Raw genomic sequence first — 24846 nt, 5'->3', positions numbered from 1 at the left:
ATTTTAATTAATTGGAAGCAATTTACTTATCTTCACATTAAAAATTACTAATGGAGTTTAAATTTACAATTTTAGATAAGACAGATATATTAAAAGTAGTGCCTTTAGTTGAAAAGTTAGATAATTTTAAGGTCACAAAAGAAGTTTTAAGTGAGCGATTTTTAGAAATGATACAGCAAAATTATGAGTGTGCTGTAATTTTAAGTCAAAATGAAATTATTGGTGTTTGCGGGTTGTGGTTCTGTACACGACATTATGCAGGGAAAAGCGTTGAGATAGACCATGTATATATTGAGGATGCGTATAGAGGAAAAGGTATTGGAAAACAGTTTTTTAAGTGGATTTACGATTACGCAATTAATAAAGGATGTAGCACTATTGAACTAAACACTTATGTGAGCAACTATCCTTCACATAAGTTTTATTATAATGAAGACTTTGAAATTTTGGGCTACCATTTTTTAAAGAAGTTTTAATTTTTTTGTGTTTGGATATGCAGTTTTTATTTATATTTGTTGCCGCTAATGCGGGAGTAGCTCAGTTGGTAGAGCGTCAGCCTTCCAAGCTGAATGTCGCCAGTTCGAACCTGGTCTCCCGCTCCAAAGGCTTCATCGAAATTTCGATGAGGTCTTTTTTTTGTTTGTATACTTTTGGCAAGTAAACTGCTGTAACGCTAGGTTATTGGTTTTGGCAGATAGGTGCTGGAGCGATAGTAGTGGTTAGCTTTTGGCGAGGCGTGCATCGAGCCAAAACTAGTAGCGGATAGCGCGGTTTTTTTTTGATAAAAAAACCCGCCCAAATTACATTAATTTAAGTGGGTTAAATTGGTTTCGGGATTAATTTCGTAGGGCGGTTTGCCATGTTCAAAAATTCTTGCTGTGTGTGGGCCTTTTAGGATAATATTATTGTTTTTAACCTCTAGCCAGCTGCCTTCGCGTAAACCAACAACGGGTTGCGTATTATAGAAATGGAATTCTTTTATCCTTGTTTCTCTAGTTTCGCCCATGTGTGTGCTGTTTTTGTCTGGATCTAAATAATGCGGGTTAATGTTAAAAGGTACTAATGCTAAAGCATTAAAACTAGGTGGGTAAATAATAGGCATATCGTTAGTGGTTTTTATGGTTAAGCCACAAATATTACTGCCCGCGCTAGTACCTAAATAGGGTGTACCGCTTTTTATGACGTTTCTTAGTGGTTCTAGCAAATTATTTTTATAAAGTTGGTTTATAAGTACAAAGGTGTTTCCGCCACCTGTAAAAATTGCCTCTGCGTTATTAATCGCTTCTTCTGGGTTTTTAAACGTATGAAGTCCCACTGCTGTTTTTCCTATTTTAGAGAAAGCTGTATTAACAATTTCGGTGTAGGCGTTATGCGATATGCCTCCTGGTCTTGCATAGGGTATAAAAACTATAGTTTGTGCATTTTTAAAATGGTTAGAAAGTTCTTCTAATATGTATTCTAAATATCCGCTGCCATGAACTGTAGATGTGCTTGCTATAATAAGGTGCTGCATTATAAAAATGTTTTATGATAAAGCTAAACATTTTTTAATGATAATAAAACGCTCATGTTTTAAAAAATCAGTTTTTAGTCGTATTTTTAAAGAAAAGAAAATATTGCTTACTTTAATGGGAATACCTTTAACTAAAAATTGACCTATGAAAAAAATATTATACGTTTTATGTTTCATTACTTTTTCAAACCTTTACGCTCAAACCATAACAAGAACCGATGTAAAAGGTAAGATTGTTGTGGAACAAAGCGATATATCTGGTATTACTATTTTTAACTCTTCTTCTGATACAGGAACAATTACAAACGAAGACGGAGAGTTTACTATAGCGGTAGCTAAAAACGATGTAATAGAGGTTAGTGCGTTACAATTTCAGAATTTAAGTTTTAAGGTAAATGAGGATATTGTAAAATCTAGAAGTATGAAGATTTTTTTAATTGAAGAGATTAATAAGCTAGATGAAATCGTTGTAAAATCTAAAGGTTTAACGGGTAATTTAGGTACGGATATAGATGGCTCTAAAACGTTTAACCCTAAATTAGACGCCCTATATTTTGGTGTAAAGCACAGTAGCGAATATAATTTTGAAACCGATTATAAAACAGAAGTAAAAAATATTGGAGACCCTATACAACGCAACAGATTTTACAATGGCTTAAATATTGTAAATGTAGTAGACCAATTATTATTGCCCGTTTTTAGATCGGAAGCTAAAGAGAAAAAATCTAATAATATACCAGAGGTACCAAGTAAGGCGATTAAATATTATTTCGCCTCGGAGTTTTTGGTAGATAATTTTGAAATTCCAGAACAGCGTGTTCCAGATTTTATTGCTTTTGTTGAAAGTGGTGATTTTGATTTTACCTTACTTAACTATGGCAGAGAGTTGGAGTTTTTAGAGCTACTAAACAAAAAAAGTACAGAATTCCTAAAAAAAGATAAGGATTAATTAATACACATTTAACTAAATTTTATAGCCTCTTTTTAATTTATTTAAGATAATACTTCCGTTATTTATATCTTAAAACAGTTGTTTTTTTTGAGGGCTACATCACTTTTTCCTATTATCTTTTTGGTTGGTTTAGCCAGAGCACAATCTGTTGAAATTACTGGTAAGGTAGAAAGTAGTGTTGATGTAGAAAACATTCACGTAATAAATAAAACCGCTCAAAAGTTTACGATAACAAATAGGTTTGGTGAGTTTACAATTCCAGTAAACGTAAACGATACCTTAAGTTTTTCTTCGGTTCAGCACGAAGCCAAAGCAATTGTGGTTTCAAAAGCAATTTATACATCAAAAACAGTTACAGTGCTACTCGTTGAGAAGATAAATAAATTGAATCTGGTAACTGTAGGTAAGGTGCTCACGGGCGATTTAAATTCAGATATTGGGAACGTAGAAGGTAGTGCTCCCATAAATTTTTACAATTTAGGCATACCTGGTTACACAGGTAAACTCGCCACACAGAGCGAGAGAAGGCTTTTTACTGCAGGAGAATTTAAACCTATAATGTTGTTAGGTTTACTAGCAGGATCTATGCCATTAGACCCTGTGATAAATAGTATTAGCGGTAGAACAAAAATGCTTAAAAAGCGTGTTGAACACGAACGTAACGAGGCGCTAATCATCAAAATTAGGGAAAAGTTTTCAGAGAGTTTATTCAACATAAATCCTTTAGATGAAGCGTATAGAACAGATTTTTTTTATTTCTGTGAAATGGATGATAATTTTTACGAAACCTGTACAACAAAGCCCGATTTAGAAGTTTTAGAATTTCTAAAAACAAAATTAAAACAGTACAAAATAAATCAGAAGTCGGACGATTGATTTTTTGGAATGCTTTTTGAAAGCTAGAAATTGGCTATTTTTGCCGTTAATAATTCTAATACATGAAGTTATTTAAAATCATTATATCGTTTTTTATTATACTGTCCCTGTCGTCGTTTGGAGTATTGCACAAATATTATGTGAGTAATACACAAATTGACTATGTAAAAGAGAAAAAATCGGTACAGATTATAACACGCTTGTTTATTGATGATTTTGAAAACGTACTAAAAGAGCGGTATGGCGCACATGTAACTTTTGATGATGCTCATGTTAAAACTACAGATGTTTATGTTGAAAGATACCTTGGGGAGAAATTAAAAATACATATTAATGGTAAACCGCAACCCTTCATCTTTATTGGTAAAGCACTAGATATGGGTGTTGCAAAGTGTTATTTAGAGATAGAAGATGTTAATGAAATAAATACCTTTAAAATTACAAATCAAACACTTTTCGATTTGTTTACCGAACAACAACATATCATAAAGTTAGATATTAACTCCAAACAAAAGAGTTTTGTACTCACCAAACAAAATGATAATGCAGTGTTAAATTTTAATTAAATTAAAGTTTAAACCTCTCTTAAAATCTTATTTTTGGTCGCGTTATGCAACAAAAAATCAAGATTTGTTAGCATTATTAACAGTTTTTATAAAAAAGTATAAGATTTACAATGAAACACATTCTGTATTATTTTTTATCTGTTGTTTTTATTTCTTCAGGTATTTGCGCTCAAGAGCAAGAGGATACTGCTCCAAAAAAAGGACATACCAATACCAACAAATTTAAACAGCTTTACGACGAGTTTTCTACACCAAACGCTTACAGAGCAGCATCTGGAGCTCCAGGATATGCCTATTATCAACAACAGGCAGACTATAAAATGGACATTGTTTTAGATGATAAAAACACAACACTCTCTGGTTTTGAAACCATTACATATACCAATAATTCCCCTGATGTTTTAAAATATTTGTGGGTTCAGCTGGATCAGAATATGCGGGCCAAGGATTCTAAAAGCCCTTTAATACAAGCAGGTGAAGTAGATCCAGTTATGTATCCTAGCCAGTTTACAAAAAAATATTTGAAAGAACGATTTGATGGTGGGTTTAATATACAAGAAGTAAAAGATGAAAGTGGTAACCCATTACCACATACAATAAATCGTACCATGATGCGTATTGAATTACCTAAGCCAATGGAAAAAGGCGACACATTTACATTCTCTATAAAGTGGTGGTACAAAATTAATGACCATGTTAATGATGGAGGCCGCTCTGGATATGAGTTTTTTCCAGAAGATGGCAATAGAGCTTATGTAATCGCACAGTTTTTTCCAAGAATGGCAGTGTATAGCGATGTGGAAGGATGGCAAAACTCCCAATTCTGGGGGCGCGATGAGTTTGCTTTAACCTTTGGTGATTATGAAGTTAATATAACAGTGCCTGCAGATCATATTTTAGACGGGACAGGTGTTTTAACCAACCGTAAGGAAGTATTTTCTAAAATCATGATGGAGCGTTACGAGCAAGCCAAAAAATCTTATAACACGCCAGTTGTAATTGTAACTCAAGAAGAGGCAGAAGCTAAAGAGAGTACTTTTTCTACAGAAACTAAAACATGGAAATTAAAAGCAGAGAATGTTCGTGATTTTGGTTTTGCAACCTCACGAAAGTTTATTTGGGACATGATGGCTGTTAAAATTGGAGATAAAGATGTTATGGCCGTATCTATGTATCCAAAAGAAGGAAATCCGCTTTGGGAAGAATGGTCAACCAAGGCAGTTGCCAGTACCTTAAAAACATATTCTAGAATGACGTTTGATTACCCTTACCATAAAGCCATTTCGGTTCACGCCAAAAGACAAGGTATGGAGTACCCAATGATTTGTTGGAACTACGGGCGCCCAAAAGAAGATGGTACCTATACCGACCGCGTTAAGTATGGTATGATGGGGGTAATTATTCACGAAGTTGGGCACAATTTTTTTCCAATGATTGTAAACAGCGATGAGCGCCAGTGGACATGGATGGACGAAGGTTTAAACACCTTTTTGCAATACGTTGCCGAACAAGACTTTGGAGAAGCATATCCTGATGCACTATCTGAAAAAGACGAGCATTTCCCTTCTGATAGAGGTCCGGCACATATGATAGTGCCTTACATGAGTGGTAATCAAGATTATATTGCACCAATAATGACTAAAGGCTTAAATACTTACCAATTTGGGAACAACGCTTACGGTAAACCAGCTACAGCACTAAATATTTTAAGGGAAACTGTTATGGGACGCGAATTGTTCGATTATGCATTTAAAGAATACGCAAACCGATGGAAGTTTAAGCACCCAACACCCGAAGACTTTTTTAGAACTATGGAAGATGCATCGGCAGTAGATTTAGATTGGTTTTGGAGAGGGTGGTTTTACACTACCGATTGGGTTGATATAGGTATAAAAGATGTAAAAAAATATTATGTGTCTTCTGAACCTAATACCTACATGAAAGATATAATGAAAGAACGCGGTATTAAAAAAAATCAATTAAGACCACTAGTATTTATGGTAGAAGAAGGAAGCGAAGATTTTAAAAAATCTATGAAAGATCAAGACCCTACCGAAATAAAAACTGTTAAGGAGTATTTAATGGATAACTTTACTCCCCAAGAGCGTAAAGCCATAAAAGCACCAAAATATTTTTACAATATTACTTTTGAAAAGCCAGGGGGCTTAGTAATGCCTATTATTGTAGAATACACCTATGCCGATGGTTCTAAGAAAAAAGAAACCTATCCGGCACAAATATGGCGATTTAACGACAATGAAGTAAGTAAAGCCATAGCCAGCGATAAAGAAATAGTAAATATTGTTGTAGATCCTAATAAGGAAACAGCAGATATTGACACTGCTAACAACTCATGGCCAAAACAAGAGGTACAAGGCGAATTCGATAGTTTTAAAGAAAAAATACAAGGATAAATCCTGAAAATATTAAAAAGTCGATTTTTTTAGAATCGGCTTTTTTTTTATTCTCATAAACAACTCACTATATTTGTACTGTGATACAAAACCCAACATTTTTATTTATTAGTGGCGGAGAAATAGCATTTATTCTCTTTATTGCCATTATGGTTTTTGGTGCAGATAAGCTCCCCGAAATAGCTCGTGGTTTAGGGAAGGGCATGCGCACCCTTAGAGATGCCACCAACGACATTAAGCACGAAATTACCAAAACAGCCGAAAAGAATGGTATAGATACAAGTATTACCAAAGATGTTAAAAAAGAATTAGACAAAGTGAAGGATGATTTAGAAGACTTTACGGGCTCTGTTAGGCGTAAGTTATAAATCATTATTTGGGCGTTACCCTATCGGGTCAGGCTTTCGGCAGTCGCTCTCTGCGAGGAGCTTCAACAAATGCCTCAATCCTTAACGCACCTGTTTGATAATGCAAGTCTTTAAATCTATAATCTGCCATTGTTAAAAAGTGCAGTATTTTACTTTTATAACTTTCTGCTAATCGTCAAACCATCCCGAATAGGTAATACCACTGTTTCCACGCGTTTATCTTCTTTCAGTAATTTATTGTAAGCAATAAGAGCAGGCGTAGAAGTATCTTCTTTTTTAAAGGTTGTATCTAAAACTTTACCGCTCCATAGTACATTATCAGACAAAATAATGCCACCAGAGTTTAATTTATCAATAACAGCTTCAAAATAATTAGTGTAGTTTTCTTTGTCGGCATCAATAAAAACTAAATCGAAGGTTGTGTTGAGTTTCGGTATAATTTCCAGAGCATTTCCTAAATGTTGATGAATATGTTTACCAAAATCAGATTTATCGAAATACTTCCGCTGAAAATCAAAGAGTTCTTCATTAATATCAATAGTATGTAGCTCCCCAGAGGTTTGCATGCCTTCTGCTAAACATAATGCAGAATAGCCTGTGTAAGTGCCAATCTCTAAAATGTTTTTAGGGTGCACTAATTTGCAAATCATACTTAAAAGCCTTCCTTGGTAGTGTCCACTTAACATGCGTGGTTGTAATATTTTCTGGTAGGTTTCCCTAGTAAGTTGTTGTAGTAATTCTGGCTCATCTTCAGAATGTGCTACTACGTAATGGTCTATATCTTCGGGTATAAAATGCATGGTTTTTAAATGAGATGTATTAGTTGTTATAGCTAAGTGCAACTCACGTTTTTTTAATTTAAAATTCTATTAATTAATTGTTCTTTCCCCAGTGTGTCTTCCCCAAATAACCACTGAAGTACATTATCTTCCCATATAGCATCGAAATCTTTTTGGGAAATAATGTTTTTTTCCATAGCCAAGTCCAATATTTTTCCGGGATAAGACGATTGAGCGTCACTCTCCATTTCACCCAAAGGGTAGGGATCGTCTAACCCCATAAGCACCTGTTTAGAACCGTGATTTCTTATTAATAATTCCAATCCACTGGTGTCATGAACCAAGGTGTCAAAGAAAATATTTTTGTGTCCTACAGCTTTTCTAGGGTGGTGTTTACCTTCAAATAAATCTGGTCTACCATCAAAACCCTGTATGCGTCTACCTAAATTAATTTGCGCTAACTGTCCGCCATGAGCAAAACAAGTACGCATATTAGGGAACTTTTCTTGGTAGCCATTTAATGTTAAAAAGTGATATGCATCTGCACATTGTGCCAACATCCAAATTAAATGAAACCTCCAAGCTGTATTAGCTAGATTTATAAACTTTTCTCCATCGTAGGGATGAATTTCCACTGCTAAATTATATTTATTGGCGAGTTCAAAAAGTGGTTCATTTTCCTCATCAAAAATACAGCGCCAAGTACCAATAGTATCCATGTAATGCGTGGGCAAGCACAATAAACGCATACCTAAAGTTTCAACGCAACGTTCAATTTCCCAACAGGCACTTCTAATAAACCCAGGATGCACCACAAAACCACAGGTGAACTTGTCTGGGTGGTCGTGCTGAACACGTGCATTAAAATCGTTTTGAAACCGTAATGCTTTTTTCATTTCTTCAACACGTAAACCATTTCCATAAAGTTGGGATAAATTTAATACCACCGCATGGTCTATTTTGTTACGTTCCATCCACGATAATTTCTCATTTAAAAAAAAACTAGAATCGGTAACGGGGCGTTTCCACCCTTTTTGTAACATAAACTTACGTTCTTTGTCTACCCAAAAAATACCTTTTTCACGCATAAATTCTGGTATTTCTTCTGGATAGGGCAGTAAATGCGAATGTCCGTTTATTCTAAGTTTTCGTTTCATGATGAGGTCCTGAGGGGTCAGGAATCTTTAAGATTATTTAATGGTGTAGTTGCTATTTTATTAATATTGTAAAGCACTAGTCTAATTTAACTTTTTTAGGCGGCTGCATCACTTCTCCGCAGTTTGGACAGCTGCGTTTGTTTATATCCCCATAATACTTATCAAAAATTTTGGGCATATCGGTTTCAATATTATCTAAAGTAAAATCTTCTTCATAGAGTTTAGTAACACAGTTTTCGCAAAACCAAAGCAATGCATCTTTTGTGCCTTTAGGACGTTTATACTCTATAACTAAACCTACTGTATTTGGTCCACGTTGGGGCGAATGTGGCACTTTAGGAGGCAATAAATAAATATCGCCCTCTTTTATATGAACATCTTTTGGTGTGCCCTTATCAATAATTTTTAAAACAATATCACCTTCTACTTGATAGAAAAACTCTGGTGTTTCGTTGTAGTGATAGTCTTTTCTGTTATTTGGCCCGCCAACAACCATTACTATAAAATCTGCGTCTTTCCAAACTACTTTATTGCCAACAGGCGGTTTAAGTAAATGTCGGTTTTCATCAATCCAAGCTTTAAAATTAATAGGCGATGTTAAATTGCTCATACTAAGCCCCTCTTAATCTCCCTTAATGGGGAGAAACTCAAATCGGGTATTTAAGTTTCGTTAAATTTAAAATTAATATAAAGATAATACATCTTCTGTAATTTCTCTCGCTCTCTGGAAGGCCAGGGAAAGGCTTTATTACAAAGATTTGGTTCTGCCACCATCTACAGGCAAATTTATACCGTTTATGTAACCAGCAGATGCGCTGGCAAGAAACGTTATAGCGCTTGCGGTTTCCTCTGGTTCTGCAAAACGTTTAGCAGGTGTATAGTGTTTCATTATCTCAGTCATTTCTTCTATAGATTTGTCTTCTAATTTTGCCTTAATTTTAATAATTTCGGTTAAGCGTTCCGTATCTGTAAATCCGGGTAGTACGTTGTTTACGGTAATACCAAATTCTGCTACTTCAATAGATAGGGTTTTACTCCAATTACCAACGGCGCCCCTAATGGTGTTACTTACACCAAGTCTTGGAATTGGTTCTTTTACAGAGGTTGAAATTACATTAATTATGCGTCCAAAACCTTCTTTTTTCATAAAGGGAATAGTGGCTTGTGCCAAAAGATGGTTACATTTTACATGCATTGTAAACGCGTTTTCAAAAGCCTCTAAGCTAGCATTTACAATCTCACCACTTGCAGGACCTCCTGTGTTGTTTACTAGTATATGAAACCCATGTTCTCTCTCTATAAACTTTATAACCTGCTCTTGTAAATCTCTAGGATTTAGAAAATCTGCCACAATGTAACTGTGGTTACGGTGTTTTGGTAATTCGGCTAACACCTCTTTAAGTTTTTCTCTGTTACGGGCAACAAGCGTTACGTTAACTCCTTCTTGTGCTAAGGCTATTGCTGTTGCTTTTCCTATGCCTTGTGTGCTGCCACATACTAGGGCGTTTTTGTTGTTTAATTTTAAGTCCATATTTTAATTCTTTTTAACCTACAAAGAAGCGTAGTTTTTATTTAAACGTATAATACGTATTACTATTTGTTTTAAAAGCAATAGCCGTCTTTCTCATTGAGAGGAAAGGAAAGGGTTTTTTATCTTAATCCAGCAATCCTGTCGTCTTCAAGGATAGCTTCGGTTTCTTTTTTTACTTTTTCTAAAACTATTTTCATATCATCATTGGGAGAAATAACGCCACCGGCCAGCATGTTTAAAATGGCTTTATCTTGGGCGCGTCCTCTCAACATGGCTTCTCGATACCCAATAGCTTCATTAAAGGTAACTAAACTATATTTTGATATATATTCTTTTGGAAATTCTTTTTCTAAGGCCATTTCAATTTTTCGTTTTTCTTGAAAAATGGGGTGTGCCACGTGGTCTTTCATTTCATGAAAATTATCAATAGCTAAATCTGCAATGGCATCTGTATCTTTTTTTCTGTTCTTTTCGTATTCATAAAAAGTTGTTTCCCAATCCCCTTTATGTTTTTCTAAAACAGCATCAAACTCTACAACATCTTCAAAAGATGCATTCATACCTTGGCCATAAAATGGAACAATGGCATGTGCTGCATCTCCCATTAGTAAGGTGTTGCCCTTGTAATGCCATGGGGAACATTTAATTGTGCCTAAAGGTGCTGTGGGATTGGTAAAGAAATCTTCTAGCAAATTTGGCATTACTGCTAAGGCATCTGGAAATTCATTTTGGAAAAACTTTAAAACGCGTTCTTCTGTGGTTAAGTTGTTAAAGTTGTATTTGCCTTCATTATAGCTTAAAAAAAGCGTTACCGTAAAACTGCCATCTAAATTTGGTAAGGCTATAAGCATAAAACTACCTCGGGGCCAAATATGAAGCGCATTCTTATAAATTTTATAATCGCCATTAACTTTTGGTAAAATGGTAAGTTCTTTATAACCATGGCTTAAATATTCTTGCGAAAAACTAAACAGAAATTTTTTAGCCAAATAGTAGCTTTTTCGCATTACTGAGCCAGCACCATCTGTAGCTATAATTACATCGGCATCTTCAACAAACTCGTCTTCATCATGATAATCTTTAAATAAGGCGGTTGTTTTTTCGAAGTTTACAGATTTACATTTTTTGTTAAAATAAATAGTTACATTCTCATGTTTTTCGGCTTCATCGAGTAGTAATGCATTAAGATCGCCACGAGAAATAGAGTTAATGTATTCATGCGATCTGCCACTATAATTAGATTGAAACGTATTACCATGCGCATCATGAATCATACGTCCGTTCATGGGTATACAAAGTTCTTTAACTTGTGCTTCTAGACCAACTAGTTTCATGGCTTTGTTACCACGATCTGAAAATGCCAAATTAATGGAGCGTCCTGCAGAAATATCTACTTTACGTAAATCGGGTCGCATTTCGTAAACAGACACATTGTAGCCTCTTTGGCCTAAGCGAAGCGCTAGAAGGCTTCCGCAAAGTCCAGCACCAATTATTAGTATATTTTGTTGTTTGTTTTTCATGTTTTGTTTCTAAACGTCTTTTAAGAGCCTGTTTTATTTGCTTAATCTTTTATTATAAAATAGCTTTTAATTTTTCAACTAAATGGTACACATCCTCATAGGAATTATAGAATGGGGTTGGAGCGCAACGAATTACATCGGGTTCTCGCCAATCGCTAATTACTCCAGCTTCTGTTAATTTATTATGCAATGTTTTGTCTGCATTTTTTACTTGAATAGAGAGTTGACACCCTCTTTCCTTAGGATTGCTTGGTGTGATAATTCTAATAGTATCTTCTCCCAACTGTTTAAGCAAAAACTCGAAATACCCTGTTAGTTTTTTAGACTTTGCTATTAGTTTTTCCATACCAATTTCAGCAAACAAATCTATCGATGCTTTTATGGCCGCCATAGATAGAATAGGTGGATTACTTAACTGCCAACCTTCTGCACCGGGAAGCTGGTTAAACTCATTACGCATATTAAAGCGGGTTTGTTTATTATGGCTCCACCAGCCAGCAAATCTATTTAAATCCTTTCGGTATGCATGCCGTTCGTGTACAAAACAACCTGCCAAACTTCCTGGGCCAGAATTTAAATATTTATAAGTACACCAAGCGGCAAAATCTGCACCAGAATCGTGTAGATTTAATTGTACATTCCCTGCGCCATGTGCGCAATCAAAACCAACTATACAACCATGTTTATGTCCTAATTCTGTAATACGTTTTAAATCTAAAAATTGTCCTGTGTAATAATTTACGCCACCAATCATAATCAAAGCAATTTCATCGCCTTGTTGGTTTAAAATGGTTTCTAAATCTTCATAATTTAGCAATTCTTCATTTTTACGAGGTTTCCAAAGTATAAGGCCTTCCTTATGGTTAAACCCATGATGTCGTAATTGCGATTCTACGGCGTATTTATCAGAAGGGAACGCATCACTTTCAATTACTATTTTATAACGTGTTTTTGTAGGCTGGTAAAACGATGCCATCATAAAGTGCAAATTGGCAGTTAGTGTATTCATTACCACCACTTCAATAGGTTTTGCGCCTACTATATCTGCCATGGGTTCGGTTAAAAATTCATGATAGCTCAACCAAGGGTTTTTAGCTTCAAAATGTCCTTCAACACCTAAATTTGCCCAATCTTCAAGTTCTTGGTTAACGTATGCTCTGGTTTGTTTAGGCTGAAGTCCAAGTGAATTACCTGTCATGTAAATCAGGTTATTTCCATGTTTATCTTTAGGGATGTGAAACTTATTTTTGTAATTAGATAAAGTATCATTCCTGTCCTGTTCTTTTGCAAATTCAAGGCCTAATTTATATGTAAACAATTTCTTAGTGTTTTCGATTTCTAACAAAAATAAGAATTAAAACTAAGCTTTAGAAGCTAGAATACTCCCATAATTCAGTTTGTATTTTTCGTATCTTTAGTTCAAAATCTAAAGTTATGAGAAAAAAAAAGGAATACACTAATGGTGAGGTTACCATTGTTTGGGAAGCCGATAAATGCATTCACTCTGGTATTTGTGTAAAAGGGCTTCCTAATGTATTTAGGCCAAAAGTTCGCCCATGGGTAAACATAAAAGGCGCAGATACAACAGCCTTGGTCAACCAAGTTAAACGTTGCCCTACTGGAGCATTAAGTTTTTATATGAACAATGAAGAAGATAAAACGGCGCAGTCACAAAATACTAAAGTTGAGGTTTTAGAAAATGGCCCATTGTTGGTTTACGGTACCTTAAAAATAACACATAAGGATGGTAAAGAAGAAACAAAAAATAAAACTACAGCTTTTTGTAGGTGCGGCGCTTCAAATAATAAGCCTTTTTGTGATGGCGCCCATGTAAACGCTGAATTTAAGGACTAGTACCACCGTGAAAAGATAAGGCGTTTAAATTCTCGAATAAGGCACATTTGGAGTGTTAACATATGCATGTGCGATAAAGGCTGTTTGTTTAATTTGTAATATTTTTATGTTTTTTCAAATGTTTCACTTACAATTATGAAGCCACAAAAATCTTTTTTTGAAACCAATAAAGCTACTTGGAACAGAAAAGTAAAAGTTCATGCTAAAAGTGAGATGTACGACATGAAGGCGTTTAAAAACGGAAAATCTTCATTACAGCCCTATGAATTGGATGCTCTTGGTGATGTTTCGGGAAAATCGTTATTGCATTTGCAATGCCATTTCGGGCAAGACACCTTAAGTTGGAGTAGGCTAGGAGCAAAATGTACGGGGATAGATTTAAGTGATGAAGGCATTAACTTGGCAAAACAACTAAATGATGAATTATATTTAAACGCAGAATTTGTATGTTGTAACGTACTAGATACTTCTTTACATATAACAGATGAATTTGATGTAGTATTTACCAGTTACGGTGTTATTGGTTGGTTGCCCAATTTAAAACTCTGGGGCCAAATAATTGCCGAACGATTGAAAACCGGTGGTACTTTTTTTATGGCCGAATTTCATCCCATTGTTTGGATGTTTGATTATCTAGAAGACGCTCCAACAATAAAATATGGCTACATGCAAGAGGATGTGATTTATGAAGAATATGAAGGGACTTATGCCGATAAAAATTCTAAAATGATAAGTAAAGAATACGCTTGGAATCATGGTTTAGGGGAAATAGTTACAGCACTAACCGAGGCAGGATTACATATTGAGTATTTAAAAGAATACGACGAAAGCCCCTATGATGTTTTACCTAATTTGATAAAAACTAATTCTGGAATGTTTGTAACAAAAAATAAATTGTATCCACTAATTTTCACTTTGAAGGCGAAGAAGCTGTAAATCCAACCTTTTTTTAATATTTCTCTGGTACAAAAGTTTGGTAGTTCATTGGTGGGCGTACGTAACCTTCGTAATCTGGTAATTCTGGAAGTTCTATAGGCTTAATGTCCATTTTTTCATGGGGTATCATACTCAAAACATGGCTTATACAATTTAAGCGTGCCTTTTTCTTATTATCAGAGTTAACTACATACCATGGTACTTGTTTGGTATCGGTGTGCGCAAACATATTGTCTTTCGCTTTGGAATATTCCAACCAACGAGATCGTGATTCTAAATCCATAGGACTAAATTTCCAACGTTTTAAAGGGTTATTAATTCTATTTTTAAAACGCTTTTCTTGCTCGTCGTCACTCACCGAAAACCAGTATTTTAATACTATAATACCAGAACGTACCAACATACGCTCAAATTCGGGGCACGATCTTAAAAATTCCCGGTATTCTTCATCGGTACAAAAGCCCATTACTTTTTCAACACCAGCTCTGTTGTACCAGCTCCTATCAAAAAGCACAATATGTCCAGCCGATGGTAAATGCTCTACATAACGCTGAAAATACCATTGTGTTTTCTCTTTTTCGGTAGGTACGCCTAAGGCTACAACTTTGCACACCCTTGGGTTTAAAGGCTCGGTAAAGCGCTTTATAGTGCCGCCTTTGCCTGATGCATCTCTTCCTTCAAAAACAATTACTACCTTTAGGCCTTTCTTTTTAACCCATTCTTGCAGATGAACAAGGTCTGTATGTAGTTTTTTTAATTCTTCGTCGTAGTTAAAGTTTTTGTCTTTGCTCATAAATCCCAGTTAAGTTTTATAGTGAACTTACAATTTAATAAAAAAAGTAAACAGTGTAATTACAGAATTAAAAATTAATTCTCGGCATTAAAAAACACTTTGTAGTAATGCATTTTCTTTTCTTCGTCGTAACCACGTTCTAGGTATTCGGTTGAGGCATCTGGTGCATCAATATCCAACTTAATTTGTATGTTGGTATCTAACTTTATATCTGTTTTAATTTTACGCTTTTCTTTGGTAACTACTGCTTCGGCTATATCAAACTGATTTCTAATAATTAGATTTTGTTCATCTTCAAATTCTTTTTTGTAATTATCAAATTCACGTTTGTGCTTGTCTTCTTCAAAAAGTTCGTCTTTAAAACGCTCTACGTTAACTATTTCATTTTCCTTAAAAAAGTCAATTGTTTTCGCTAAAAAAGTATTTTGCTCTTTTGCACCATAACTCTGTTTTATAATTTCGGTGGAGAAATCCTTACATAACTCAATATATTGTTGTGTGTGGTTGTTAGCATCATCGGCATACTTTATGTTTAAAAAATGGTTTAACCAATATTGTGTATCGTAACTATTATTATCTACGCTAAAAATAATATTGCCTTCGGTATCGCTTTGGTTTAAAATTAAACAACCTTTATCTACTTTTTTAGAGTTAATTCCCTTTTGGACCAATACATCGTAGCTGTTGTTTTCTAAATAGGTTTGAAAGAAATTTACTTTATTTTCAATTTTAAAAATACCAATAGCATTTGTGGTTATATCTCTAAACTCTATACCTTCAAACATTACAACTAGAACGTCGCCAGTTTTTATGTTTGCTGAACTAGATTGCTCATAAAGATGCATTACAATATGCTTTGAAACCTCTACAAAAGCCTCTTCATCGTTAAATAATTGCGTGCAATAAGTGTTTATTTCGTTTAGTGAAATATTGGCATGATGGTTAAATCTATAACTTTGCACTACACTTCCAAATGGCCTTAAAAGAAACGGCAACATTAAATCGTAGCTAGCTTCATCAAAATCTACGGTTTTCTCGGAAAAGGCATTTTTAGTATCGTTAAATTTGTTACCTACTTTGTGAATAATGAATTTTGAGATGGATGCGTTTTTTCTAGAAATCATAGGTGTGTTATTTATAATGCAATACTATTAAATTAAGTTGGAATTACTGTAAAAAAAGACGCCAAAGCAAAAGCACTTTGACGCCTAGATTCGAGGACTTGTATTTTGGTGGTTAAAAATTATTGACTAATACTGGTAAGTTCTGAATATCCCATTAGTTTTCCTTTTTTGTTATAAGATTCGGTTTTAACAACACCTACACCTTCGGCTATCCATTCTTTTATAGTGAATGATGTTTTTATGCCCATTTTTACTTGAGACTCGTAACTTATTGCAAAACAATTAAATGTGCCAGCGGGTGTGGTTATAGATTCTTTAGCGTCTACAGTTCTGTTTACCATGTCCATGGTCATGTTCATAGTTATGCCTCCCATATTTATACTCATAACCATATCGGCATCCTTGAGTTTTTTTCCAATATCTAAATCGTTCGGTAGCTCTATGTTTGTTCCAGAGATGTCCATGTCCATATCTTTATATTGTTTTAGTATATCTGGATTAATCATAGATTTAAAATCAATAGAAATAGTGTTGCCATAACAGGTAACCTCATAAGAAGTGGTGGTTATTTCTTTATTCTTATCATCAACAACTGTAGCTTTAACAGTTGCTGTATTACCGTTAATTTCAGAAACATGATATTCTACAGCGCTTTCTTTTTTTCCTTTTTTACTGTAGTTGGTCATTTCAAACGTAACACCTTCTTTAAAGGGGTAGTAGGCGTTACATGTGTTTTGTGCGGAAGCAAAAAAACTTACTATAATAGTGCTAAATAATAAAGCTAATTTAGTTTTCATAGTTAATGGTATTTATATTGTAATGAATTCTACGCGCCTGTTTTGGGCTTTCCCATCGGGAGTATTGTTATCTCCAACGGGAGCACTTTCGCCTTTACCATCGGTTTCTAGTCTATTAGCAGATATGTTATATATATTTATAAGTGCCTTTTTTACGGCTTCAGCTCTGGCTTTAGATAATTTTAAATTGGCTTCTTCACTACCATCTGCATCAGTGTGTCCTACAATTTTTAGTTTTATATTCTCGTCTTGCATTAATACTTGCGAAATTTGTCGCACAATGCCCAAAGATTGGGGTTGTATGTTTGCAGAACCAGAATCGAATAAAATACCGTTTGTGGATATTTTTCCTTCAGATAATAATTTACGTCTTAAATCTACACCTCCTTGGGCAACCTTTAAATTAGAAATGTAAAGGTGCTCTTCATTATCTTTTAAGTTATTTAGGTGGAATTTTAGATATTTGAGCACGTTGGGCTCCTCAATAAATTTAGGAATATCTATATATTTTGTTTCGTTTACCCATAATCTGTAACGTTTTTTTGTAACAGAAATTGCAATATGTGGTTGGTTTAAAACGGCCTCTCTAATGTCTGCCTTAATATCAGTATTAATAGCGCCTGCGCTTCGGTTAAAGAAATTTTTGGCTCTTAGGGAGAATGCTGCATACTGCCCTAGAGGTATACTTACCGATGCGTAGTGTGCATTCCCAAGGTTGAATTTTTCGCTGTCGCTTAAAATTACAGATAATCTTGCGGTAGACGAGGTTTGTTTGTTTATACCTCTTGTTAACAAATCAAATTCTATGGTATAATCTTCAGGAAGCTGCTTTACATCTGGTATAAAATAAACGCCGTAACCTGTTTTAAGCTCAAACCACTTACCTTTATCTTCAATTTTTACAACTTCGCCAGAAGCATTTGTATTCCATTTGCTTGGAAAATCGCCAATAAAATCTTTAGAAAAATCATCGAAAAAAAGCAGCTTGTCTCCAGGAACAAAATCGTATTTACTGTAAACTTCTAAATTGTCAGAGATATTTGTGCTTTGTTTAATATTTTCAGAATTATTGTGAGTATCATTTGAAGTATTATTATTAGACTTGTTATTTTCTGAAACATCTTCTTCTGGTTCTTTGTCTCGTTTTCGTTGGCCAAGGAGCAACGCTTTAGATGTTTTTAAGCTGTATTTTAAAGCTTTTTTTGCTTTATTTATGTGTAATGTGGCTTTGCCTTGTTTAATAACACTTATGCCATCTAAATCTCCTAAAATATCTGGCGCACTGTCGCTCAGGCCTTGTAAATCGTCTAGAGCGTCTTCCAGAGCATCCATATCTTCATCGTCTAGAGGTGTACCCGTTTCGGCGTAACGATCGTATTTGTATACTTTATCATAAATATCGAAAGACTCTTGTACAAACTTGTCTACACTGGGTACACCAACTCGATTTTTAGGGCGTTTTATTTCTTTGGTTTGGGCATTAAATTCCGGAACTAGAAAAAGGAGTAGTGTTCCAAGAATTATAATGCTTTGCGCATTTTTCAGGAATTTCATCGAAAAAAGTTTGATTAATAGCTGTGTTAAATATAGAAATTAGTTTTTTAGATACAAAGATCTTTGGGGGAAATTAATAAACATTTCGTTGTTAATTAGGTATTTACAAGAAAGCTAGTTGATTTTGTAAAGTATAATTGTATTAGAGTCGCCTTTGGTTATGAATTCTAAATTTTTATCGTTATCAACATCATCAAGAACTATTGGTGAGTTGCCATAAACTGGGAAATTAGGCCTTAATTTACCTTGACTATCGTACAGGTATACTTTTTTAGATTGTAAATCGGTTGTGGTTACATAAATTTTATCGTTTATGTAGAAAATGTTAGGTCTTGTATAATTACCGTAGTCTAATTCTAATACTCTACTTTTTATCCCCAATTTGTTGTCATGTAAGGTAACTCGCGTTTTGCTTGTGGTTTCTAAATTGTGATTAGTCCCTAAGTTTAAGTTAACAGAAGAAACGTTCCCTCTTGTGTCTATACTAACAAGTTTTCCTTCTATGGAAGTTGTGGTGAATTTATTTTGATAAAGAAAAACAGGTTCGTTAGAAAATGTGTTTTTAGTTTTTGGAGACACTCGTGTTTTTCCTATTCTGTCTAAGATATGAAGTTTGTTTTTGGTTTTTATCACCAAGTAATCTTTAGTGCCAATTCTAAAATGTTTAGGCTGACTTATAATTGTGCCTTCGGCTGATTTAAAAGTAAACCCCGATACAATTTTTCCCCTGGCATCGTACATTAGTACGTTTTTGCCTTGAGTAACCAAGAGGCGGTATTTTTTATTTTTATCATAATCAAAAACCGAAAGCGGTTGTGTTATGTTATCTTTAAACTTTAAAGGAAAAGGCGCAACATCTCTACCTTTTCGGTCCAGAACATAAACTCTATTTGGAGTTGCAAAGGCTAGTTGCAATCGACCGTTTTTATACATGTCAATTTGAGAAATCTCGCCAACTACAGGGCCGTTAAGTTGTTTTTTCCACACTACTTTTCCTTTGTTTGAAATTAAATAAAGGTTGTTTTTTACATCTTGAACCACAATTTCCTTTTGGTTGTTACTATGATTGGTAACAAACTGAGGGGTGTTTAAAATATCTGTATCTAGTTTTATGTTAAAACTTTCAGAAATAGAATTTTGTATACGTTTAGTCTTGCCTTTTATTAACCCACCGTGTACGTGTGCAAAATTAGAGTCGTAAATAAATTGAATTGCAGAAAGGTTGTAGCTTTCTATGTTGATATTTTGTTTGTTTTCTAGATTGTTATTAATTATGGCTTTAATTAGCTCGGGTTTAGCAACAAATATTAAAGAGCTTTCGCTACTCAGTTTTTCGTTTAATTCGCTAAAATAGCTGTGTTTGCTTAACGTAGTATGGTTTTGGTAACTTGCTATAATGTTTTGCAGTTGTTCTAAAGAGTTTGCAAACACAAAGTAATGATCTAAAATACAGTATTTAGAAACTTCTACATTGGTGATAAGTGGTGCGAATGTTTTAGAAAAAATGTGGGTTAGGGAAAATTCTAAAACATCAATATTCCTATAGGTTTCAATCTTGTTTTGTTCTCCTAAAAGTGCGTCTTGAGTAGCTATTACATCAACTGAATTTAAAACAACAGCACGGTTTTCGCCCTCGTAAATTAACCCAACCTCTGTAATAGAATTAAAAAGTGTTTCGTTTTCAGAAATAGAATCTCTAACACGGTATTTTAAAATATTATTTTGTAGCGTTTTAAAATTGTTAAACGTAAAACTCAAAAAACCGTCGCTATTGCCGGGGGTTATATGTTGCATTTGGTTTTCCTGTGCCACCGTATTTTTAAAAATATCAATAACATTTTTAGAAGAATCTAAAGACTTTGCAATACCATTAACAAAAATATCGTTTTGGGATATTTCAGTATCTAAGGTTAAAAAATCAGTAAGTCTGCTTAATTTTAAAGCATCTTCAATAAAAAAAGAAGGTGCTAAGGCATTGTTTGTTTTTAGAAGAATGGATAAACTTTCATTATTTCCTGAAACATCATACAGTTTTTTAAAATTGGTACTGTTTTCAGTAGAATTATAACTATTGGTGATAATGTTTTTAGATGATGATACAATAAACGTACTATCTATTACGGTACTAAAAAATGTATTGTCTCCTAGTTGGGATTTTACAATGTTGTGGCTTTTGTACTTTATTTGTTCTTCAATATAATTTTTTAAAGAATCAGTTTCAAATAACGCTTTAGAGTTTTTAGTAATTAAAGTATAATCAATACTGTCGTTTTTGCTTCTAGATAAGCATAGCAAGATTTCTCCATTTGAGTTAAATGTACTTATTGGCTCTAATTTGGTTTTTAATACCGTATATATTTCAGTATCAGAAAATGCGTTAAATAATGTATTATTTTGTATATCGTTTTTTAAACTTTCAAGGTTTGCACTTTTAAAAACAACATCAGAATTGCTTGGTACATAATCTATAAGTGTGTGGCGCTTATTTTTGTAATTATTGCAACTTAATAGCGTAAAAAATAGGAGGGAGCACAAAAAAAATCTCATGGAATCATCAAATTTCTGCTAAAATATAAAACTTATATGTCTAACTTTAATTGTTCTGGTAATAATCTAAAAGATTTTCTATGGTACTTTGTTGTACCATATTTTTTTATGGCTTCCCTGTGCGCTTTTGTAGGATAGCCTTTATTTTGTTTCCAATTATACATTGGGAATTCTTCATGAATTGTATTCATGTAGGCATCACGATAGGTTTTTGCTAAAACCGAAGCCGCAGCTATACTCAAATATTTGCTGTCACCTTTAACTATTGTTTTATGAGGAATAGCGTTGTAAGGTTTAAATTTATTACCATCTACTATAATAAATTCTGGTAGTGTATTTAATTTGTCAATAGCACGATGCATTGCCAAGATTGATGCATTTAAAATATTTATTTCATCAATTTCCTCTTGAAACACATGCGATACGCCAAAACACACAGCATCATTTTCTATTACGGGTTTTAAAATATCGCGTTTTATTTCGCTTAATTGTTTAGAATCGTTTAAAGTGTTGTTTTTAAAACCATCGGGTAAAATTACAGCAGCAGCAGTAACTGGACCAGCTAAACAGCCACGACCTGCTTCGTCTGTACCACATTCGTAAGTGTGTTTTGTGTGTTTAACCATTAGCATGAATCAAAAGTATTATGAATAATTTAATATATCAACTAAATAATTTTTTCATTTTACTACGTTATCATATTTTGTATTTACATTTGCAACGTTTTTAAAATTTTATGCAGAAGTTAACTTTCGTTTTATTTTTTGTGCTATCTACAATTGCTGTTTTTGGGCAAACCAATCCTGAAGAAAAACCTTCAGTCTCGGTTTCAGATTCTACAGATGTAAAAGTAAAGGATAGCACTGCTATTGTTGCTAAAAACAAATCCAACAAAGAAAGCTTATTGGGTAAATTAACTAGAGGCGGAGATACTGATAAAAAAGCCAAAATTCAAGATTATCTTATTATTTCACATAAGCGCGATACAACGTATCTGGATACTACATTAACCATTCAAAAAGAGTATAAATTTAATTACCTAAGAAAAGATAATTTTGGTTTAATGCCATTTTCTAATCTTGGGCAAACCTATAATTCATTAACCTATAATTTTCAAAACACCAATATTTTACCGCGTTTTGGTGCAAGAGCACGACATTTTAATTATATGGAGATTGAAGACATATATTATTATAGGGTACCAACACCTTTAACAGAATTATTTTACAAAACCGCGTTTGAACAAGGCCAATTGGCCGATTCTTTCTTTACAGTAAATACATCGCCTCAATTCAATTTTTCTATTGCATATAAGGGTATGCGTTCTTTGGGGCAATACCAGCATATTTTAACCAGTACTGGCAATTTTAGGGTCACCACAAATTACACAACAAAAAATAAGCGTTACCAAATGAGAGGTCATATCGTAATGCAGGATTTGCTTAACGAGGAAAATGGTGGGCTTAGGAGCGATATGATAGATAATTTCGAACAGGGTGTCCCAGAATTTTTGGACCGTGCCATTATGGAAGTTAATTTTGAAAATGCTGAAAGTATTTTAAAAGGTAAGCGTTTTCATTTAGACCATGGTTTCAACATCTTTAATAAAGTAGTAAAAAAAGCACTGCCAAAAACGCTTAACGACTCTACTTCTACTTATAAGCTTGCATTAAATCATATAGTGTCTTTCGAGGACAAATCATTTCAATTCGATCAATCAAGTCAAAACGCGCTATTTGGTGATGCATTTAGAAGCTCTAATTTAAGAGACAGAGTAACTCTAGAGCGATTATACAATCAATTAGAATTAAATTATTTCAATAATGAACTAGGTGATTTCACTGTAAATATTAACAATACATACTATAATTACGGATATAATAAATTAGTAGTATTAACTGACAATACCATAACCAATAGGTTAAAAGGAAATATATATGCTGCAGGAGCCAAGTATCGTAAGTTTTATAAAGGCTTTAATATTCAAGGTGAAGCAGGTTTAAATCTTGTTGGCGATTTTACAGGCAATTATATAACAGGAGAAGCATCCTATAACCTAACAGACGATATATTTGCCAAAGTAAGCATTAACCATAGCTCGAAAGCTCCAAATTTCAATGCACTCCTGTACCAAAGTAATTATCAGGATTTTAATTGGCAAAATAGTTTCAATAACATAGAGACCCAACAATTAGCATTTCAAATAAAATATAAGCATTTGGTTAATCTCTCTGTAGATTACTCTACTATTTCAGATTATGTTTATTTCAAACAAGACCAAACAGCTACAGCATCTCAGTCCATACAGGCATTTCAAAATAATGCTACAATAAGTTATTTGCGAGCCAAATTAGAAAACGAGATTAGAGTTGGTAAATTTGCGCTTAATAATACAGTATTGTATCAAAATGTACAAGACGACAATAGTGTTTTAAATGTGCCAGAAATCACTACACGAAATACGTTTTATTTTAGTTCAGAACTTTTTAGAAAAGCCATGTTTTTACAAACAGGTATAACCTTAAATTACTTTACTAAATATTATATGAATGGATATAATCCTGTATTGGCAGAGTTCTATGTGCAAAACGAAAGAGAATTTGGAGAGTTTCCAAGACTAGATTTCTTTATAAATGCAAAAATACGTCAAACACGTATTTTCCTAAAAGCCGAACATTTCAATTCAGCGTTCACTGGTTACGATTATTATTCCGCTCCTAATTATCCATACAGAGATTTTACTATTAGGTTTGGATTAGTATGGAATTTCTTTATGTAATTTTATATTATACATCCTGTAACAATAACAATAGGGATGAAACAGGGCGTTCCACCTTAGGTGTCCTTATCGGCAGGTCTGCAGGTCTTTTTTATTATTTCTGGTTTGTTGTGCTGTCCGCTTACAGATGGTTACGGGTGCATAAGTTCAAAATACGCTCGCTTCCCATAATTAAAGTTGTGTCCAAAAGGCCCCTTTTGACATAAGTTTGTCGCTCCAACCGCCTAAAGGTATAAAGAGAGGTATTCCTAATGCCGCTATGGATTTCATAAGTACTTGTGTGTCTTAAAAAAATTAGGTTCGTAACTCACAGAAATAGAGTGTCTTAAAACGTATCAAAAAAAAAGCTAAAAAAAAGATAAAAAAAGTCATTGCGAAAATAAAAAAGGGTAGTATGTTTGCACCCGCAAAAACGGTCAAGAGCTGTTGGCGCGAAAGTTCCTCCACATGCTATAATATATGTTTTTAGAAAGGGCCTAAAAATTTTTTCAAAAAAAGTTCAAAAAAGTGTTGTGGGGTAAAAAAAAGGGTTTTATATTTGCACCCGCTTAACGAGGAAACGAGATAAGTAATAAGATAAAAAGTTCATAGACATATTGAAATTGACAGCGTAGGCAGCAATTGGAAACGGTTGTTGCCGACATAAAGAATAGACCATTTTGAGTACCGAGAATACTATTTAGTTGTTAAGCAAACAAGTCGTAAGAGACTTAAAAATTTAACGATGAAGAGTTTGATCCTGGCTCAGGATGAACGCTAGCGGCAGGCCTAACACATGCAAGTCGA

22 protein-coding genes, 1 tRNA gene and 1 rRNA gene are annotated in these 24846 nt (G+C 34.0%); 11 read left to right on the top strand and 13 right to left on the bottom strand.

Annotation, left to right across the window (positions count from 1 at the left end; all coding sequences use genetic code 11):
* Positions 1-50 precede the first annotated feature (50 nt).
* Together CLV33_RS00120 and CLV33_RS00115 are read left to right on the top strand one after the other, a co-directional pair.
* Positions 51-476, top strand: a complete 426-nt coding sequence (locus CLV33_RS00120) for a GNAT family N-acetyltransferase (protein WP_105472207.1) — start codon at positions 51-53, stop codon at positions 474-476.
* A 50-nt stretch (positions 477-526) separates the two neighbouring features.
* A tRNA-Gly gene (locus CLV33_RS00115) sits at positions 527-602 on the top strand.
* A 203-nt stretch (positions 603-805) separates the two neighbouring features.
* Here the strand turns inward: CLV33_RS00115 and pepE are convergent.
* Positions 806-1513 carry a dipeptidase PepE gene (pepE, locus tag CLV33_RS00110; protein ID WP_105472206.1) on the bottom strand — a complete coding sequence of 236 codons (708 nt, stop codon included), beginning with the start codon at positions 1511-1513 and terminating at the stop codon, positions 806-808.
* A 145-nt stretch (positions 1514-1658) separates the two neighbouring features.
* On the opposite strand from pepE, the gene CLV33_RS00105 reads away from it, so the two are divergent.
* From CLV33_RS00105 to CLV33_RS00085, 5 genes are all read left to right on the top strand, one after another.
* Positions 1659-2462 (top strand): carboxypeptidase-like regulatory domain-containing protein, encoded by an 804-nt coding sequence (locus CLV33_RS00105; protein WP_105472205.1) that lies wholly within the window; start codon positions 1659-1661, stop codon positions 2460-2462.
* A gap of 90 nt (positions 2463-2552) precedes the next feature.
* A complete protein-coding gene (locus CLV33_RS00100; RefSeq protein WP_105472717.1) occupies positions 2553-3341 on the top strand; it encodes a hypothetical protein in 789 nt (262 codons plus the stop codon).
* Positions 3342-3403: 62 nt separating this feature from the next.
* Positions 3404-3907: a DUF6702 family protein gene (locus CLV33_RS00095; protein WP_105472204.1), complete on the top strand. Its 504-nt coding sequence runs from the start codon at positions 3404-3406 to the stop codon at positions 3905-3907.
* 110 nt (positions 3908-4017) lie between these two features.
* Positions 4018-6321 carry a M1 family metallopeptidase gene (locus tag CLV33_RS00090; RefSeq protein ID WP_105472203.1) on the top strand — a complete coding sequence of 768 codons (2304 nt, stop codon included), beginning with the start codon at positions 4018-4020 and terminating at the stop codon, positions 6319-6321.
* A gap of 80 nt (positions 6322-6401) precedes the next feature.
* Positions 6402-6689, top strand: coding sequence for a Sec-independent protein translocase subunit TatA/TatB (locus CLV33_RS00085; protein WP_042246630.1), 288 nt, complete (start codon positions 6402-6404; stop codon positions 6687-6689).
* A 155-nt stretch (positions 6690-6844) separates the two neighbouring features.
* Here CLV33_RS00085 and CLV33_RS00080 read toward each other — a convergent pair whose 3' ends face one another.
* From CLV33_RS00080 to kynU, 6 genes are all read right to left on the bottom strand, one after another.
* Positions 6845-7489 carry an O-methyltransferase gene (locus tag CLV33_RS00080; protein ID WP_105472202.1) on the bottom strand — a complete coding sequence of 215 codons (645 nt, stop codon included), beginning with the start codon at positions 7487-7489 and terminating at the stop codon, positions 6845-6847.
* Positions 7490-7542: 53 nt separating this feature from the next.
* The gene (locus CLV33_RS00075) at positions 7543-8625 is read right to left on the bottom strand and encodes an amidohydrolase family protein (protein WP_200885361.1); all 1083 of its coding nucleotides are present in this window, start codon (positions 8623-8625) and stop codon (positions 7543-7545) included.
* Between the two features lie 76 nt (positions 8626-8701).
* Positions 8702-9235: a 3-hydroxyanthranilate 3,4-dioxygenase gene (locus CLV33_RS00070; protein WP_105472201.1), complete on the bottom strand. Its 534-nt coding sequence runs from the start codon at positions 9233-9235 to the stop codon at positions 8702-8704.
* Positions 9236-9373: 138 nt separating this feature from the next.
* Positions 9374-10156 carry an SDR family oxidoreductase gene (locus tag CLV33_RS00065; RefSeq protein ID WP_042246624.1) on the bottom strand — a complete coding sequence of 261 codons (783 nt, stop codon included), beginning with the start codon at positions 10154-10156 and terminating at the stop codon, positions 9374-9376.
* A 119-nt stretch (positions 10157-10275) separates the two neighbouring features.
* Positions 10276-11676, bottom strand: coding sequence for an FAD-dependent oxidoreductase (locus CLV33_RS00060; RefSeq protein ID WP_042246623.1), 1401 nt, complete (start codon positions 11674-11676; stop codon positions 10276-10278).
* A gap of 52 nt (positions 11677-11728) precedes the next feature.
* Positions 11729-12994, bottom strand: a complete 1266-nt coding sequence (kynU, locus tag CLV33_RS00055; RefSeq protein ID WP_045372852.1) for a kynureninase — start codon at positions 12992-12994, stop codon at positions 11729-11731.
* 116 nt (positions 12995-13110) lie between these two features.
* Between kynU and CLV33_RS00050 the strand changes: the two genes are divergently transcribed.
* Positions 13111-13530, top strand: coding sequence for a (4Fe-4S)-binding protein (locus CLV33_RS00050; RefSeq protein ID WP_105472200.1), 420 nt, complete (start codon positions 13111-13113; stop codon positions 13528-13530).
* A gap of 135 nt (positions 13531-13665) precedes the next feature.
* Positions 13666-14466: a class I SAM-dependent methyltransferase gene (locus CLV33_RS00045; protein ID WP_105472199.1), complete on the top strand. Its 801-nt coding sequence runs from the start codon at positions 13666-13668 to the stop codon at positions 14464-14466.
* A gap of 13 nt (positions 14467-14479) precedes the next feature.
* Here CLV33_RS00045 and ppk2 read toward each other — a convergent pair whose 3' ends face one another.
* From ppk2 to CLV33_RS00015, 6 genes are all read right to left on the bottom strand, one after another.
* Complete coding sequence (ppk2, locus tag CLV33_RS00040; RefSeq protein ID WP_042246618.1) at positions 14480-15259, bottom strand: polyphosphate kinase 2; 780 nt, start codon at positions 15257-15259, stop codon at positions 14480-14482.
* Between the two features lie 74 nt (positions 15260-15333).
* On the bottom strand, positions 15334-16383 hold the full coding sequence (locus CLV33_RS00035; RefSeq protein WP_105472198.1) for a nucleoid-associated protein: 1050 nt from the start codon (positions 16381-16383) through the stop codon (positions 15334-15336).
* A 119-nt stretch (positions 16384-16502) separates the two neighbouring features.
* Positions 16503-17180, bottom strand: a complete 678-nt coding sequence (locus tag CLV33_RS00030) for a TapB family protein (RefSeq protein WP_105472197.1) — start codon at positions 17178-17180, stop codon at positions 16503-16505.
* 12 nt (positions 17181-17192) lie between these two features.
* A complete protein-coding gene (locus CLV33_RS00025; RefSeq protein ID WP_105472196.1) occupies positions 17193-18734 on the bottom strand; it encodes an OmpA family protein in 1542 nt (513 codons plus the stop codon).
* A 114-nt stretch (positions 18735-18848) separates the two neighbouring features.
* The gene (locus tag CLV33_RS00020) at positions 18849-21281 is read right to left on the bottom strand and encodes a ribonuclease HII (RefSeq protein WP_105472195.1); all 2433 of its coding nucleotides are present in this window, start codon (positions 21279-21281) and stop codon (positions 18849-18851) included.
* A gap of 32 nt (positions 21282-21313) precedes the next feature.
* The gene (locus CLV33_RS00015; RefSeq protein WP_394340392.1) at positions 21314-21907 is read right to left on the bottom strand and encodes a ribonuclease HII; all 594 of its coding nucleotides are present in this window, start codon (positions 21905-21907) and stop codon (positions 21314-21316) included.
* Between the two features lie 110 nt (positions 21908-22017).
* On the opposite strand from CLV33_RS00015, the gene CLV33_RS00010 reads away from it, so the two are divergent.
* The gene (locus CLV33_RS00010) at positions 22018-24060 is read left to right on the top strand and encodes a putative porin (RefSeq protein ID WP_105472193.1); all 2043 of its coding nucleotides are present in this window, start codon (positions 22018-22020) and stop codon (positions 24058-24060) included.
* Between the two features lie 721 nt (positions 24061-24781).
* Positions 24782-24846: ribosomal RNA gene (locus tag CLV33_RS00005) — 16S ribosomal RNA — on the top strand; the annotation flags it as partial.

This window comes from Jejuia pallidilutea (genome assembly GCF_002973595.1).
GTDB lineage: Bacteria > Bacteroidota > Bacteroidia > Flavobacteriales > Flavobacteriaceae > Jejuia > Jejuia pallidilutea.
This window is presented reverse-complemented; position numbering and strand designations above follow the sequence as displayed.

What these genes read in the sequence shown, in the direction of transcription:
- CLV33_RS00010 (WP_105472193.1), top strand. Translation starts at nt 22,018, where the DNA reads ATGCAGAAGTTAACTTTCGTTTTATTTTTTGTGCTATCTACAATTGCT.
- CLV33_RS00065 (WP_042246624.1), bottom strand. Translation starts at nt 10,156, where the DNA reads ATGGACTTAAAATTAAACAACAAAAACGCCCTAGTATGTGGCAGCACA.
- CLV33_RS00090 (WP_105472203.1), top strand. Translation starts at nt 4,018, where the DNA reads ATGAAACACATTCTGTATTATTTTTTATCTGTTGTTTTTATTTCTTCA.
- CLV33_RS00105 (WP_105472205.1), top strand. Translation starts at nt 1,659, where the DNA reads ATGAAAAAAATATTATACGTTTTATGTTTCATTACTTTTTCAAACCTT.
- CLV33_RS00045 (WP_105472199.1), top strand. Translation starts at nt 13,666, where the DNA reads ATGAAGCCACAAAAATCTTTTTTTGAAACCAATAAAGCTACTTGGAAC.
- CLV33_RS00095 (WP_105472204.1), top strand. Translation starts at nt 3,404, where the DNA reads ATGAAGTTATTTAAAATCATTATATCGTTTTTTATTATACTGTCCCTG.
- CLV33_RS00020 (WP_105472195.1), bottom strand. Translation starts at nt 21,281, where the DNA reads ATGAGATTTTTTTTGTGCTCCCTCCTATTTTTTACGCTATTAAGTTGC.
- CLV33_RS00015 (WP_394340392.1), bottom strand. Translation starts at nt 21,907, where the DNA reads ATGGTTAAACACACAAAACACACTTACGAATGTGGTACAGACGAAGCA.
- CLV33_RS00070 (WP_105472201.1), bottom strand. Translation starts at nt 9,235, where the DNA reads ATGAGCAATTTAACATCGCCTATTAATTTTAAAGCTTGGATTGATGAA.
- pepE (WP_105472206.1), bottom strand. Translation starts at nt 1,513, where the DNA reads ATGCAGCACCTTATTATAGCAAGCACATCTACAGTTCATGGCAGCGGA.
- CLV33_RS00060 (WP_042246623.1), bottom strand. Translation starts at nt 11,676, where the DNA reads ATGAAAAACAAACAACAAAATATACTAATAATTGGTGCTGGACTTTGC.
- CLV33_RS00075 (WP_200885361.1), bottom strand. Translation starts at nt 8,625, where the DNA reads ATGAAACGAAAACTTAGAATAAACGGACATTCGCATTTACTGCCCTAT.
- CLV33_RS00080 (WP_105472202.1), bottom strand. Translation starts at nt 7,489, where the DNA reads ATGCATTTTATACCCGAAGATATAGACCATTACGTAGTAGCACATTCT.
- CLV33_RS00035 (WP_105472198.1), bottom strand. Translation starts at nt 16,383, where the DNA reads ATGATTTCTAGAAAAAACGCATCCATCTCAAAATTCATTATTCACAAA.
- CLV33_RS00025 (WP_105472196.1), bottom strand. Translation starts at nt 18,734, where the DNA reads ATGAAATTCCTGAAAAATGCGCAAAGCATTATAATTCTTGGAACACTA.
- CLV33_RS00030 (WP_105472197.1), bottom strand. Translation starts at nt 17,180, where the DNA reads ATGAAAACTAAATTAGCTTTATTATTTAGCACTATTATAGTAAGTTTT.
- CLV33_RS00050 (WP_105472200.1), top strand. Translation starts at nt 13,111, where the DNA reads ATGAGAAAAAAAAAGGAATACACTAATGGTGAGGTTACCATTGTTTGG.
- CLV33_RS00120 (WP_105472207.1), top strand. Translation starts at nt 51, where the DNA reads ATGGAGTTTAAATTTACAATTTTAGATAAGACAGATATATTAAAAGTA.
- ppk2 (WP_042246618.1), bottom strand. Translation starts at nt 15,259, where the DNA reads ATGAGCAAAGACAAAAACTTTAACTACGACGAAGAATTAAAAAAACTA.